Here is a 15,398-nt window from a genome sequence, read left to right as displayed (position 1 = left end):
ATATTGGCAAGCTCCGGTGCCGATGCACCCGCCAGCGCCGCGCCAATATCACCGCCAGCCAGCCCCTGCAGAGCGCCTACTGCAGCCTGAATCCCCCGCTGAATATCGCTACCCGTGCCGTATTTTGCCTGCTCGGTCTTATATGCCGCTGAGTTCCGTAGTTGCGTCTGGTATCTTGCTTTTTCTTCATCACTGGCGTTCACATCCGGCTCAGGAATACCTTCCTTTGCCAGCGCTTTTTTACCCGCATTCAGGCCATTTATCTCACCCTGCGTCCTCGCGATATCCGCCGCCTGGTTACCTATCTGGCCTATCAGTTGCACTTCCTGCAGGCGCTTCTGCTCTTTTTCCTTGTCAAAAATCGGACTGATGCTGCCGTTTGCATGCTCCGCATCACGGCTCAGACCGGCGACATCCTGCTTCTGATTTTCCGTGTCGCGAACCGTTATCGTCCCCTCACTCACCGCCGCCTGCGTTGTTCCTTCCGCATGCCCACTGCTGCCACCTCCGGCAATCAGGGCGTTCGCCAGATTACCCGCGAACTGTTGACCAATACTGCCCCCTGTACTGATCCCTCCCCCCTGGTGCTCCACTTTGTAATCTGCCTGATTGTGGATATCGCCAAAGCCCAGCGTGCCCGTATCCAGACTGTTTTTATCCGCCGAACCGGTAGAAGCAATGACCGCGCCATCCAGTTGGGTATGCTTGCCCACTGTGATATCAAAGCCACCGTCTCCCGCGAAGATGCCACTCTGCTCCTGCACTGAATCAAAGTCGCTCTTCATCCTGTCGCGGCTGGCATTAAGACTTGCGGAAGCGGTCCCCGCGCCGAAGGTGTACCCCACTCCTCCGCTCACGCTGTTCTGTTTACTGTCGTAGTGGTCGCTATCTTGTGTGCTGGTTATCGTCAGATCGCGGCCTACATCCGCCGTCACCTGTTTGCCATTGACCTGCGCACCAGCAAGCGTGGTATCCCGCCCGCTGTGTATCGTGACCTGATTACCCGCATCCACCGTGGTTTCATTCTGCCAGGTACCGTTGCCTTTCTCATGCCCTTTGCTGCTGTTGGCGTTCGCCGAGACGCTGATCCCCGCACCACCAGAGCCCACGCCGATACCCACGCCAATACTGCCACCGCTGCTACTGTTTTTACCGGTTGTCAGTTGCGTATCCTGTGAAGCGATGAGATTCACGTCCCGGGCGGCATCCAGTGCCACATCCTTACCGGCCTTCACTTCACTACCAGCAATAGTAATATCGCTACCTGTGGACGTGATATTGACGCTGTTGCCTGCGTTCAGAGTACTTCCCGTCGTTGAATCCTGCTCACTATGGGAGGTCGATTTTGAGGACTGTGAGCCCAGAGAGGCACTAATACCTATCGTATTGGTATTGTCTTTAGCGGTCCCTTTCGCCTGATCCAGAGCCACGGCCTGGCCGGCTTGTACTCCGGAGAGCACTGCCTGCGTGCCCTGCAGTGCCGCCAGTCGGGAATCGCTGCTTTGTTTTGCCCCCTGCGCTGCTGAAACCGCGCTGTTCACCGCACTGCCAGCAGCCCCCGACAGCGCCACCGTCAGTCCGCTGGTTTTCTGCTCAAACTTCTCATCACGGGTGCGTTTGTCATGACCCGGTTCAATAAGTACGCTGTCGCCGCGAACAGCAATATCTTTCTGGGCGATGATATCCGCGCCGCCGATATGTGCCTGCTGGCCTGCGGTGATACTGACGTTGCCCCCCGTTGAGCCGACAGTGCTGAAGCTCTCGCTTTGGGTGGTGCCTTGTTCGCGCAGATCGTGCGTCGTTTTACTGCTACCGATGGTGAAACCGATCCCGCCCGACCCCATCAGACCGCTCTTTTTAGTCTCTTTAAAGCGCCATGAGGTATCCGTATTGGTGGCAGCAACGATATCCACATTGTTGCCAGCCCCCAGCGCCACATTGCCGTCACCGGCAACGGCTGAGCCCTGTACCAGAATGTTATTCCCGGCGGCGACCGTCACATTGTTCCCACTCAGCAGCGCGCCTTTTTCCCGCGTAGCGCTGTCTTCTTCAATCGTATGGGTAGTCTTTTTACTGAGGAATCCTTTTTTGGTTTTCGTGGTTTCCTGGTAGTGATAATCGCTCTCTGTGGCGGTCGTAAGATTCACATCCCGGCCTGCCGTTACGCCGATATCGCCCTGCGCCGTAACATCCGCTGCCTGTGCGTTTACATCACGCCCGGCAATAATGACGGCGTCGCCGCCGCTGGCAATTTCCGTTCCCTGCTGGCGTACGGCGTCATTGACCACGGTTTTCTTCTTCGCACGATAACTGTCGCCGTCTGTCGTTGCGTCAGCCAGCAGGTTGACATCTCGCCCGGCCAGCAGACCGACATCATTCTCCGCAGCCAGCCCGGTCGCATGGGAATTAATATCCTGGCCCGCTTTTAACACCAGATTGTCACCCGCTGACACGGTGGTACGGGAAAGTCCTGTGCTGTGCGATTCACTGCCGCCGTTACGGCTACTTTGCTGAGTGGTGGCCGCATTCAGATTAAGATCGTTACCCGATGTAAGCTGAGCATTCCCCCCCGCGTTAACATCGCTGGCGGTGACGTTGAGGTTATTCCCGGCATTGATACCGAGCTTACCGCCCGAACTGATGGTGCTACCCTGCCAGTCCACTGACGAACGGCTAGTCTCGGTTATCCAGCGTCCGGAGTGGCTCCGTGCATCGTTAATCTGGTTGGCATTTACCGCAATATCTCCCCACGCCTCCATCAACAATGAACCGCCCGCAGAGAGATTGGCGCCCGTAACGGTGATATCTTTGCCTGCCGAGAGCGACAATCCGTCCTGCGCGGTAATGGATGCCGTAGACCCCAGCAACGTATCTTTAAAGCTCACATTGCGGTATTTGTCCCTGGCACTCACATCAATCTGTTCCGCCAGCGTCAGGTTATTGATGTTGCCGCCCAGGCTTTCCAGCGCCACCGTTTTTCCGCTGATGGCGGAGCTGACGTTATTAATATCACCCCTCGCGCTCAGGTCGAGATTACCCCCGGCCTGCATCAGACTATTGTTAAGGTTGTTAATACTGTTTTGGCTGTCGAGAGTGAGATCGTTTCTCGCCAACAGCGTACTGCCGGAGTTGGTGATATTCCCGCTAGTCAGTTGGACATTATTCCCGGCAATGACGCTACCGTTGTTCACGGTGATATCTTTCGGCGAGAGATACAGCTTCGGTATCATTACTGTCTCACCGTTGACGGTCGCGGCTTCCCACCACAGCATGCTGTGCTCAAGGGACGCTATTTGATCGGCCGTCAGCGCCACGCCAAATTTCAGTCCCAGCGACTGCTGGGTACTGGCAGCGCTATCCATCAGATAACGCATCTGATCAAGGTCAGAACCAATACCGTTGATATATCGACTTCCCGTCTGATTCAGCATGGCGTTACTGACATAGCGGGTATCAAACGCCGCATCACCGAGGAAGCGGTAGTCATATTCCGGGTTCAGTTTGAGACGATCGAGCATATAGGCCGACCCAAGGAACTGGTTTTGATCGGTATACGCAATATTGGTTTCACGCGGCGCTTCGCCAGGTTTGATACCCAGCATTGCATTCAATTCACCAAACAGGCTGGGATCGAGCTGACCAAGACCGTTCAGTTTCGGATTAACGTTGATCAGGTACGGGCTTTTCGGATCGTCAGAGACGACGAAATACCCGTTGTTTCCGGAAGGTAACGGATACGAGCTGGTATCCACCGTTTTGCCCTGATTTTGCCCGGCGGCATTCACGCCCTTCTCGCCTGGGTTAATCAGGCCATTGAGTTGACCGAGGCTGGCGTTACCTTTCTGCGTGGTAGAAACAGGGTTGAGCGTAGAGTCTGATACGCCACCGCTTTCCAGCGAGCCTCCGCCGTTAATCTGCTGCAATGCGTCATGCAGTCGATCGTTCCACTGTGGGGAACTGACGCTCACCGTGTCATTGCCAGCCAGTGCCTGCTTTTGCACCCCATTACTGATGGTTTGGTTGCTGAGGGTGTTGAGGGTAGGCACAGAAATAGTGGTGCCGACTCCACTGTTCGCCGTGATGCTGGTATTACTAATGTCATTAGTGAAAGTCGCTGTAATATTCCCACCCGCACTAATCACTGAGCGGTATGACTCACTATCAGCTGTAAACTCCTTTTTAATTTCCCCTAAAACATACGGAACCCCGATGTATTCGAAGCCATCTTTATTGGGTATAACCAGTTCTCCGTAAGTATCAGTGGACTGATACCATTTACCGTATCTGGGATAGCCCTTAAGTCTCTCAGGGGTTAATTTGCAATTATCAGAGAACCACTCACACCGGTATTCAGCCTCTTGATAAACGATTTCATGCCCGGCTTCGGCAGAAAGATTATTCAACGAATCTCCTCTCAGTAATGCATCTCTGTCCGAAAGAATATGGCTTGCACGGTTATCCATTATTGTAGCGTTGATAACAATATCCCTACCTGCGGCAATACGTGCGGCATCCCCCGTAGCATTCGCTTCAACTATTGATTCACTTAATATAAAACGACGAATATCATTCCCAACTAAAAGATACTTATATGTATCGTGGCAGATCTGACTATTTCCGGCACAACTTTCTCCCCAATAGCTCCAGATAATATTTTCAGGTGATTTCAGCCATTCCTGCAGACTAAGCGCAACATCCGGCTTTTTCTTACCATCACCAATCGTGATTGGAAATAAAAATGGTCCCGAAGGTAATGCATTAGAAAATTCCTGCTTTCTCTGACTGAAAGTCAACCCATCCCGCTGGTTCAGCAGATGTCCTGTTTTGAGGGTGATATCACCGTTCTGGGTTTCGATATTGCCGGAGGTGTTGACCACTTCGCTGTTGGCATTGCCCGCAGCATCTCGCTGCATCCACAGATTGTTGCCCGCGAGGATATCGCCGCGCTGGTTGGTGATGGTGTTAGCATAAAGCGCCAGATTATTTGCCGCGTACAACAGCGCCGTATTGACGATGGCGCCCGGTGCATTGAGCGTCAGAGAGCCACGCGTTCCGGTGAAACCAGCGACTGAAATATTACCGCGACTGGTCAGCGTAATATCGCCACCGCCCTGTAACGTTCCGGCGGCATTGAGCGCCACGTTGCTGCCGCTGAGGTGGCTCGCACCGTTGCCCGTTGTAATTTGCCCGTTATTGCTGAGCTGTCCGCCCGCCGCCAGGTTGAGCGATTGCCCTTGAAGCACGCTACGGTTGTCGATAGCGCCATCGCTGGTAATGGTCAGCGTTTTACCCGCGGCAAACGCGCTTTGCGCAGTAAAACCATTCACCAGTTTCAGCGTCAGATTACCCAGCGCAACCACCTGTCCCAACGCACCCAGCCCGCGACTTTCAACGGACAGGTCGCCGCCGCTGAACAGTTTCCCGGCCGCATTCTGATTAACTTCGCTGGCATTCACACTCAACTGCGAGTTCCCTAACAGCGTACCGTTATTCGTCAGTTGCGCGTATTTCACCGACAGTTGACCGGCCTGCGCGGTTCCCTGGTTGGTAAACCGGGTCCCTGCAAGCGTGGCGCTGTCGGCCAGCCAGTTACCGTCATTGGTGGCCGTTGTCGCATTCAGAATGAGATTTGTCGCCTGTAACCAGCCTGCGCCGGAATACTGCGCCGTGGTCAGCGTCAGCCCCGCGCCGGAAAGTAGTTTGCCGTCATTGAGCGCGCGAGTTGTGGCGTTAAGATGAGTCTCTCCACCGCCCTGCATCAAACCGTAGTTGGACAGCACTGGCGTAGAAAGCGTCAGCCCCTGGCGGCTGACAATCTCCCCGGAAGCCTGGTTTATCAAATCACCGCTCAGCGACAGCGTTGCGCCATTATCCCCTTGTAGTCTTCCGCTGTTGGTCAATGCGCCGGTCGTCATGCCCAGCGTCGCACCCTGAATTTTACCCTCGTTGGTGACTGACGCCGCAGTCAGATCCAACGCGCCGCCGCTCAGCATACTGCCCGCTTTCTGCTGCCTGACCGCGCCGTTCATGGCAAGCGTGAGCGCATTTACGCCGCTAATCGCCGCGCTGTTATCAAGGGTTGTCCCCTTCAGCGTAAGATTTTTCGCCGTCCATTGCCCGGAGTTAGTCAGAGAAAGCGCCTGTAGCGTCGCGTTACCAAGGGCGGTAATTTTGCTGCCAGCCGCAGAAGTCAGGTTATTTGCGAGCGTAAGTTGCAGGGCGTCGGCGCTTTGTATTGCCCCATTGTTTGTCAGCGTTTGCGCACTGAGCAGAACGGACTGTCCCTGCCACGTGCCATTATTCGTCACATCGCCAGAAGTGAGTTTCAGCGCCCCCTGCGTCAGCAGTGAACCACCTGCTGCGTTAATCAATTCCTGTTGCGGTGAAGCCATCGCCATTCGCGCCATCAGACGCTGACGAGCCTCCAGCGTCAGGCTTTGCAGGCCGGTCAGCGTGCCCTGATTGTGGATCCGGTTTTGCTGCAGGGTCAGGGTATTTCCCTGTACCGTGCCACTGTTATCGAACTGTGCGCCGTCGAGCGTTACGTCGCTCTCGCTGAGCAGTTTTCCGCTGTTATCAAGCTGCTGCGCGGTTAGTGACATTCCGCCATGACTCATCACATCGCCTGATGTGGTAAGGCCGTTGTTTACAGTAGCCGTCAGATTACCCAGGCTTATCAGCGATCCTTTGTGCAGCCAGTTATCAGCGGTCAGCGTAAGCTGCTGCCCCTGCAGCGTTCCTTGCGTCGTTATATTGCCAGCATCAAAGGTCAACGCGCCGCCGCTCAGCGTACGGGAGGTTGTACCCGTCGTGAGAATATCACCAGACAGCGCAAGCCCGTTCGTCCCCTGCCACAGGCCTGAATTGTTTAACGTCGAGGCTGCAAGTGTCAGCCTGTCACCGGCAATACGTCCGGCGCTGTTGATATCATCAGCCGTAAGCGCCAGCGCGCCGCCACTTTGAATGTGTCCGGGGTTAGTAAGTCGCCCGGATAGCTTGCCTTCCAGGCCATGTAAACCGTTAAGCACGCCGCTGTTATTCAGCGAGTCGGCAGTGAATGTCAGGGTATTTCCCTGCAGTACGCCGGCGTTTTCCATCGCACCGGTATGCACCAACAGCGCATTACCGGCCAACCATTTGCCTGTAGCATCCGTGGTGAAGTTATTCGTAGAAACCGAGGTACTGTCATTACCCTGAACCAGACCGCTGTTACGGATGGATTTTCCATCCAGAGTGACACTTTTCGCCGCCAGCGTACCGCGGTTATCCAGAGAGGCGGTGTTTATCGACGCCCCCTGTTTCGCCACCAGGTTACCCTGGTTTTCAACTGAGTTTGCCAGCGTCAGGTCCAGGGAATTGGCCTGAATATCACCGGCGTTAATTAATGTGTTGCTGCGCAGCGTGAAGTTGGTATTTGTCAGCAGCAGACCGTGGTTTTCCAGCGAATCGAGGCCTAAATCCAGCCCCGCACCGCTAACCAACTGCCCCTGTTGGCCATTGAACAGATTGCGGGTGGTGAGCTGTAGCGCCGAATTACCCTGCATAATGCCGTTATTCATAAGCTCCGGCGCGGAAATGCTAAGGGATTTTGCTGCAATCGTTTTGTCGTTAAACAACTGCGCCGCAGCCAACTCGAACAGGTTGAGACTGCGCAGCGATCCCTGGTTATCCAGTCGCCCGTTAGCCTTAATTTTCAGGCTATCCAGTGCCTGAACGCTGCCGCTATTGTGCAGGTTATCCAGTCTAATCGCCGCCGTACGGCCCTCCAGTTGGCCATCATTTTCGAAACGTTTTCCGCTAAGCTGTAGATCTTCACCGCTGGTCACCTGCCCACCAGCAAGGCTAGTGAAGCGATTACCATCCCAGGCGAGCGCCTGATTCCCCTGCAGGATCCCACTGTTGCTGAGATCGCCGTGTAATGCCAGCACCTTCGCCGCCAGCATTCCGCTGTTATTCGCACTGGCGGCATGCACGGTCATACTTTGTTGACTGAGTACCTTGCCCTGGTTAGTGAACGCGTCGTGTACTGTCGCCGTTACCCCCGTTTCACCCAACGCATTACCGCTGTTTTGCCACGTATTTGCTTCCAGATTCAGCGTGCCGCCCTGCAGCAAGCCGGTGTTGTGCAGGGTCTGACTCTTCAGGCTCAATTCACCCACCGACAACACATTCCCGTCGTTTTTCACGTCCTGACTGTTCAGCACGAGCGTATCAGCAGCCATGAGTCCGAGGTTATCTGTCTGCTGTCCGTTAACAGATAATGACGTGTCCGCCAGCAGGCGCCCCGCGGCCTCGTTTTTTACCGTCGCATATTCACTTTGCAGATTAACGCCGTTAATTTCTCCGCCGTTAACCAACTGGCGGCCGTTGAGATGCAATGAACCGTCGGTGGTAATCAGCCCATGGTTGGTCAGATACGGAATATCCAACGCCAGAGAATGCCTGGCATAGAGCGAGCCGCCGCTAAGGTTATCTAACTTATCAATCTGCAGGTCCATTGCCGCGTTGCCCTGCATCAGACCGCTATTCACAACATGCTGACTGTGGAGAGTTAGCGTGTCGGCTATCAGAGAGCCGCTGCTGGTCAGCAGTTCAGGTGCAATAATCGAGATGCGTTCAGCGCTGGCGCTGCCGCTATGAGTCAGCGTCGCCGCGCTGAGCGTCAGGGTGTCTGCCAACAGTTCGCCATGGTTATCAACTGACTGCTGTGCGCTGAAACCAACGCGTGCCCCGGTGGATTTCCCGCCATGACTGAGCCTGTCAGCCGTCACATCCAGCGAACCTTTCGCCGCCTGTACGCCGTCCAGCATCACGCTGTTGCCGGTAATCGCAAGGTCCAGACCGCTCTGTAAATGACCGCCTTTGCCGGTAGTCAGTTGCTTTGCACCGACGTTAAGCGCACCGGCGGCATTAACCTGACCGTTCAGGTTAAGGTTTTGCGTAACGTTTAACCGTATGTCTTGTTGCCCGGCGATCAGCGAATCTTTCGCGGCAGTGAGGTTTTCAGCATTGAGCGTTACCCCCTGGTTGCCAGAGAGGACGCCATATTGTTCAACTGACGCGGCCTGCACCGTTAGAGTGCCATCAGAGAGCAACTTTCCACTATTACGCAGCGTGACATCTGCCCGGATATCCGCATCGTTTTTCGCGCTCAGGATCCCCTGCTGGTTGAGCGATGCCGTCTGAACTGAAAGCTGGCTGCCGCTCGCCAGCGTGCCCATATTATCCAGCGACCCGCTGCGGACCGATACGCTGTTACCCTGCATCAGACCTGTGTTACTAAGGCTGCTGACAGAAGTATCAAGACTGCCGATTGCCGCCAGTTGACCACCATTAACGAGGAGGTCACCGGAGAGAGATAAAGCATCTCCCGCATTAACCTGTCCCTGGTTGTTCATTTCGCTACCGGTCAGGCTTAATGCGCCTTTCGCATCGGCCCGACTGGCGTTATCCAGTGCTATGCGCTGCGCCTTCAGCGTTAATCCGTTACCTGCTGAGAGCAATCCCCCTTTCGCCGACAGATCGCCGTTACTGTTAAGGCTAACATCAGCATCGCTACCCAGCGTGGAACGGGTCAGCGTCAGTCCATGAGTACCCTCGACATCCAGTTTTTCTTTGCTGGTCAGGTTGCCGTCGGTGACTGTCAGCGAGCCGTCACTGCGCAGTGAGGTGTTTTTCTGGCTAACCAGAGTGGTTGCAGCAACGGCTACATCCTGTTTAGCAGCCACCTGCAACTCGCCAGCTGCGGCAATCCCGCCACCATCGATCGTCACCTTGCCATCGCTACCCAACTGCACGTTTGCGCCGCTGGAGAGATTTGCATCCTGTAGCGCTAACGCCCCGGTGCTGTTGATGGTCATCCCGCTTGCGGTCTTATGACTACCGGTTAGCGTGACGCCTTCGCCCCTGGCAGAAAGACCACCATTTGCCAGACTGTTGCCGATCGTTAATTTCCCGTTAGCATTGAGGGTGATATCACCCTGACGGGCATTCAGATTCCCGAGGTTGACCCCCAGCCCTTTCTCGCTGGAGACCAAATGAATTCGATTAGCATACATGCCGCCTAACGCGCCGGTATCAACCGCGATTTTCGGTGCTTCTCCTTCGCCATTTAGCGGGCTCGTCTGGCCATTCGCCGCAACGCGATTCGCCCCAGCGATAACTGTCAAATCTTTGGCGTGTAGCGCAGCATTGATTTCCGTGGCGCGAGCAATAATCGACACTGCATCGCTCTGGCTACCATCCAACCCCTTACCTTCGATGGTAATACTGCCCTTGCTTACATCCAGCGACTGCAGGTTGCCATTGGCGTCCAACACAGGTTTACCAGTGGTCAGGGTGGCGTTAGGCGTGTTGATAAATCCACAACCATTACAGGTAATGCCATAGGGGTTAGCGACCATGACGTTGGCGGCTTTCCCCGCGACTTCGGTATAGCCCTGCAGTTGCGAACGGTTAGCGCCGGTAACTTCGTTGATGATCCCTGAAGCTTCCTTTCCTGGCTGTAGGTTTGGGTTATTCTGGATAATGCCGCCGAGCTGAGTTTGGGTAAATTGCCCGGTCGCGTTGTTAAGGATCAGCCCCTCTTTTCCCACGTTGTAGTCGTTATATTTATTGTGTGAAATCCCGGACTGGTTCGGCGTGGCAATATTCACCACCGGAACACCATTGGCGGCTTTATCCATCTGCGTATTGCCTTCAGGCGTGATGACGGCAGCCATCGCCGGAAGCAGTGGTTGGGTAGCCAGCAGGAAACTCAACATGCCGCTTAGCAAACGCTGGGAAAAACGAACCGGATCCTTTTTCATCACCCTTGTTCCTTAAAATGCCACCGCAACGCGGTAATACACATTGAGATGATCCGGGGCCAGCCAGTCCGGATAGTTAACTGGCGTTCCTACGGTAAACTGAGTGGAAAACCAGCGACCTGAGCTGGTTAATCCCAGCGCAGCCCCCCACAACGTGCCGGAGGCATACCTGTCAACGCTATCCTGTTTCAGCCAGCCGCCGTCGAATGCCGCCATCGCGCCAATCTGTCCGAATACCGGCAGCGTAAACAGCGAATAATTCACTTCGTTGCGCCAGTAGCCGCCGTTATCTCCAGAAATGTATTGTTCTTTAAAACCGCGAACGGAGGTTTCTCCGCCCAGCGTCAGGCGTTCACTGCCGTAGAGTCGGTCCACAGACCATTGAAAATAGACGCTGCTAAGCCACCACAGTTTTTCTGCCAACGGGCGCTGAAAACTGCCATTGACGCTCCATTTGCGAAATTCCGCCCTTGGCACATCCCCCTGTTTATCGTTGTCATCCTCTGCGCCAAACCACGGCACGCCCTGGGTGAATGAAGGGTTAAACGTCGCAACGCCAGAAGCAATTTTTTGCGTATGGTTGATGCCCAGCGAAACGCTGGAAAGCTTGCGGCTACTGGTTTCCAGCAGGACATCATTCAATTTGTTACGGTTAATTCGATGCGTGAGACCCAGCGATGCAGCGGTCTTGACATCACCATTGCGAAACAAAACCCAGGATCCGTTCAACCGATGGGTTTCGCTATCACCAGTGGAACGCCAGGCATAACCATTGTTATCAATAGTGCTGAGGTAGTTACTCCAGCTGTAGCTGTAATCAAGCAGTCCGTAGCCATAAGGAATACTCACACCGGCTGCAAAGTTCTGCGCATCTTTGCTACTGGAAAAATCGCTGCTGCGTCCGCCGCTGATAAACCATTTATCTGCCAGGCCGAGCATATTATTGAAAAATAATGCACCACTGAGTTGCCCGGTTCCGGTGCTCTTTTGCCCGCTGTTATCAAAACTTACTGAACCATTGAGTGGAAATTCTGGCGTGGCGGTGAGGTTAACTATTGAGAACCCTTGCTGACTGCCCGGCAAAATTTCAATTTCCACCGGCGTCTGGCGAACGCGGTTCAACTGCTCCATCCCCTGTTCAATGTCACGCAGATTGAGAATTTTTCCTTCCATTCCGGGAAAGGTCATCAGCAGAGTGCGCGATGGGACGCCTTCCAGACGTATTTGCTGCAATTTCCCCTCAAGCACCGCGATATGCAGCACCCCGGATGAGAGATCCTGTTCGGTTAAAAAGGCACGACTGGTGATATAGCCTCGACTGATATACCAGTCGGAAATTGCATTTGTCAGTTCCGTCAGCCGGGGAATATCCAGGCATTGATTCACCCACGGCGCGATAAGCTTTGCCGAGGCAGCGGCGGACAACTTCGTTGCGCCGTCAATATCAATGCGCGAAATCATAAAACACGGCCCTTCAGCCCGGGCTGGTGTTTTCGGCGTTACGGTTTCAGGCAACGTAACGCTACGCTCCAGCTCTTCACGCTGACGCTGGTTTTCATTAAGTAGCTGCTGCTGTTGCTGCTGAATGGTATTACGATCCGCAGGAGAGAGTGGTGCGGCAGAAGCAGTTGTGAACGGCAAAATTAACATCCCAATCAGTAATGCCAACTTTCTTTCATCCCTGAACGTCACCCCAACCCCCAAAAAAGTACGAAAGCGAACTTGACTGCAAAGCACAGTCGACCATTTTAAAAAAGCACAAAATGTAAACAAAAGTAAAGACATTAAGTGCTGTTTCACTTCATTCCTATTGCATTTTAGGATTTTTTATATTTTTAAATTAAATTATTCTTACTCTGTTGGCCCAATCTCATCGCTAGTCGCCCATTTGCCCACATTCATCTTCTGGACAACGCTCCAGGATGACACCACACGCATCGTGCCAAAAGTCCCCCCTCCCCTGAAACTAAATAAGAGGAATACGCAATACCTGGAAATTGTACTATTATCGCTTAACTTAATTGTCGTAAAGTAATAGTATTGAAAGACATGGAATAATTAAAAATGAATATCAGTATAATTAAGCCTTCCGCGATCGTTCTTTTCTTCCTTACTCTGGCCATGTTCAATGGTTTTATTGCAACCCTGAGTTTTTTCTTGTCTATTTATACCATCAATAAATTTCGTTCCGATGAATACAGTCAATACCAACTTTTTTTAGCAACCACCTCAATTATTCTAACAATCATACCTTTTGTTTTAATGATCCTAACCAAAATAGAAGGGAAAGATTACTCAGCGCAAATAGATATAGCGGCATTTAACAGTTCCTCCCCTGAAACCTGCCCTACTATTAACGAACAATTTCGTGACAGATACGACACTGTTATAAAAAAAATCCCCTCAGTTTGTGGAACAGAGCGTATCAAAGATGTTGAATATTTGACGCAGGGGCTTGGCATTACTTTCTATTCAGTAATTTTTTCCCATTTCTCAGTCGCCGCATATTTTTTCCCCCAGCCAGAAGTCGTCAACACATGCCAGAAATACGTAAAAGAGTATGCTGAAATATGCCCTCCAATAAAAGGTTCAGAGCTGGATAAAACAATAAACAACCTACTAGCCCTCAAGTTCCGGTAGATTTAAAAAAACACTTCAGAATAATACTTTGAGATTTAGCCTCTTTTTTGCGCCAGCCAGATGGTATGTCCGGCGCAGTGCGGATCTTCCATCATCATCTCGACCACCGCAAAGCCATACGCTGACAGCAATGCGCGGTATTCGTCCGGCGCGAGGCTGGCGTGAAACAGCGGCTCGCCCTCAAATTGCCCCATGGCAATGCCGTTGTCCGTACCGCTGGTAAACATCAGCGCGCTACCGGGATGGCTGAGGCGGTCAAAGATCGGGAACATCTTTTGCTGGTCCTGCTGGGTTAGATGGAAAAAACTGTCCCAGGCGATCAGGCCGTCGAACGTCTCGTTAAGCACCAGCTCGCGCATATCTTGCTCCAGCCAGCGCTGTGCGGGAAATGAGTGCCGGGCGCGGGCCAGCATCGCCTGAGAACCATCAATGCCCGTAAGCTGAAAGCCTTGCTGGATAAAATAACCGGCAATCGGCTGACCGTTGCCGCAGCCAATATCCACAATGCTGCCCTGCCCGCACATCACGGTGATGAACTTATCCAGCCAGCTTTTCTCGAACAGGGCGCGTGAGCGCTGACTGGCAAAGGCATCCGCATGGCGTCGGTAGATGGACAGAATATTATTTGCCGCAGAATCGCTCACAATGTCCTCACTTTTTTATTCTGTTAAGCACAACGACGATAAATCCTCCAGCACACAAGGCGCAACCCTGGAATGCGCCTCGCAGAACCCATGCGCAAATCCCCCAAAACCGTCCCGCTGTGGCATCATAGCGCGCAGATAACGTCATGAAAGGGGTGATAAACGTGAAACCGGTAACGCTATACGATGTGGCAGACCATGCAGGAGTCTCTTACCAGACCGTCTCGCGCGTCGTGAATCAGGCCAGCCACGTTTCCGCAAAAACCCGACAGAAAGTTGAGGCCGCGATGGCGGAGCTCAATTACATCCCTAACCGCGTCGCACAACAGTTGGCGGGAAAACAGACGCCGCTGATTGGCGTCGTGACGGCGAACCTTGCCCTGCATGCCCCGTCGCAAATCGTTGCCGCCATAAAATCCCGCGCCGACCAGTCGGGTGCCAGCGTGGTGATCGCCATGGTCGAGCGCAGCGGCGTTGAGGCATGTAAAGCCGCGGTGCATAACCTGCTTTCTCAACGCGTAACCGGGCTTATCATCAACTATCCACTGGATGAAGAAGACGCCATTGCCGTGGCTGCCGCCTGCGGTACGGTGCCGGTGCTGTTTCTTGATGTCTCTGACCAGACGCCAATTAACAGCGTGATTTTCTCCCATGACGACGGCGCGCGCCTCGGCGTTGAGCATCTGGTGCAGCACGGACATCAACGGATCGCCCTGCTGAGCGGGCCGCACACTTCGGTTTCGGCAAGGCTTCGGCATGCGGGGTGGCACAAATATCTGGCGCACTACCAGCTGCAACCCACCGCGGAGCTGGAAGGCGACTGGAGCGCGATGTCTGGTTTTCAGCAAACGCTGCATATGCTTAATGACGGTAACCTCCCCACCGCCATGCTGGTCGCGAACGATCAGATGGCGCTGGGCGCGATGCGGGCAATCAGCGAGTTTGGTCTGCGGGTGGCGGTGGATATCTCAGTGATCGGCTACGATGACACTGAGGACAGCGCCTGCTACATTCCACCGCTGACCACCATCAGGCAAGATTTTCCGTTATTGGGTGAAACCAGCGTCGACAGGCTTCTGCAACTTCCCCGTGGCGAATCGAGCGTGGGCAACCAACTGCTGCCCGTAACCCTGGTTAAGCGCAAAACGGTTCTGCCACCCGATACCCAAACCACCTCTCCCCAGGCGCTGGCAGATTCACTGATCCAGCTGGCACGGCAAGTTTCTCAGCTCACACCAAAATTGTGAACGCATAACAATTGTGTGAGTCAGTTCACTCATTGAACGCCCTATCCTTTACAGTTGGG

5 protein-coding genes are annotated in these 15,398 nt (G+C 53.7%); 2 read left to right on the top strand and 3 right to left on the bottom strand.

Features of this window, described 5'->3' with window-relative positions; translation table 11 throughout:
• Together OGV94_RS15045 and OGV94_RS15040 are read right to left on the bottom strand one after the other, a co-directional pair.
• Window positions 1–10,808: hemagglutinin repeat-containing protein (locus tag OGV94_RS15045; RefSeq protein WP_286523706.1), on the bottom strand; the 10,808-nt coding region annotated here is incomplete at its 3' end.
• A 12-nt stretch (window positions 10,809–10,820) separates the two neighbouring features.
• Window positions 10,821–12,458: a ShlB/FhaC/HecB family hemolysin secretion/activation protein gene (locus tag OGV94_RS15040; RefSeq protein ID WP_286523942.1), complete on the bottom strand. Its 1,638-nt coding sequence runs from the start codon at window positions 12,456–12,458 to the stop codon at window positions 10,821–10,823.
• Window positions 12,459–12,872: 414 nt separating this feature from the next.
• Here OGV94_RS15040 and OGV94_RS15035 point away from each other — a divergent pair, with 414 nt between their 5' ends.
• Window positions 12,873–13,448, top strand: a complete 576-nt coding sequence (locus OGV94_RS15035; protein ID WP_075145094.1) for a hypothetical protein — start codon at window positions 12,873–12,875, stop codon at window positions 13,446–13,448.
• 35 nt (window positions 13,449–13,483) lie between these two features.
• Here the strand turns inward: OGV94_RS15035 and OGV94_RS15030 are convergent, their stop codons facing one another.
• Complete coding sequence (locus OGV94_RS15030; RefSeq protein WP_075145095.1) at window positions 13,484–14,092, bottom strand: class I SAM-dependent DNA methyltransferase; 609 nt, start codon at window positions 14,090–14,092, stop codon at window positions 13,484–13,486.
• Between the two features lie 164 nt (window positions 14,093–14,256).
• On the opposite strand from OGV94_RS15030, the gene OGV94_RS15025 reads away from it, so the two are divergent.
• Window positions 14,257–15,339, top strand: a complete 1,083-nt coding sequence (locus tag OGV94_RS15025; RefSeq protein ID WP_199994274.1) for a LacI family DNA-binding transcriptional regulator — start codon at window positions 14,257–14,259, stop codon at window positions 15,337–15,339.
• Window positions 15,340–15,398 lie beyond the last annotated feature (59 nt).

Source organism: Citrobacter sp. Ce006 (assembly GCF_030336535.1).
GTDB lineage: Bacteria > Pseudomonadota > Gammaproteobacteria > Enterobacterales > Enterobacteriaceae > Citrobacter > Citrobacter europaeus.
The sequence above is the reverse complement of the archived record's forward strand: the minus strand, read 5'-3'. Positions and strand labels throughout refer to the sequence as shown.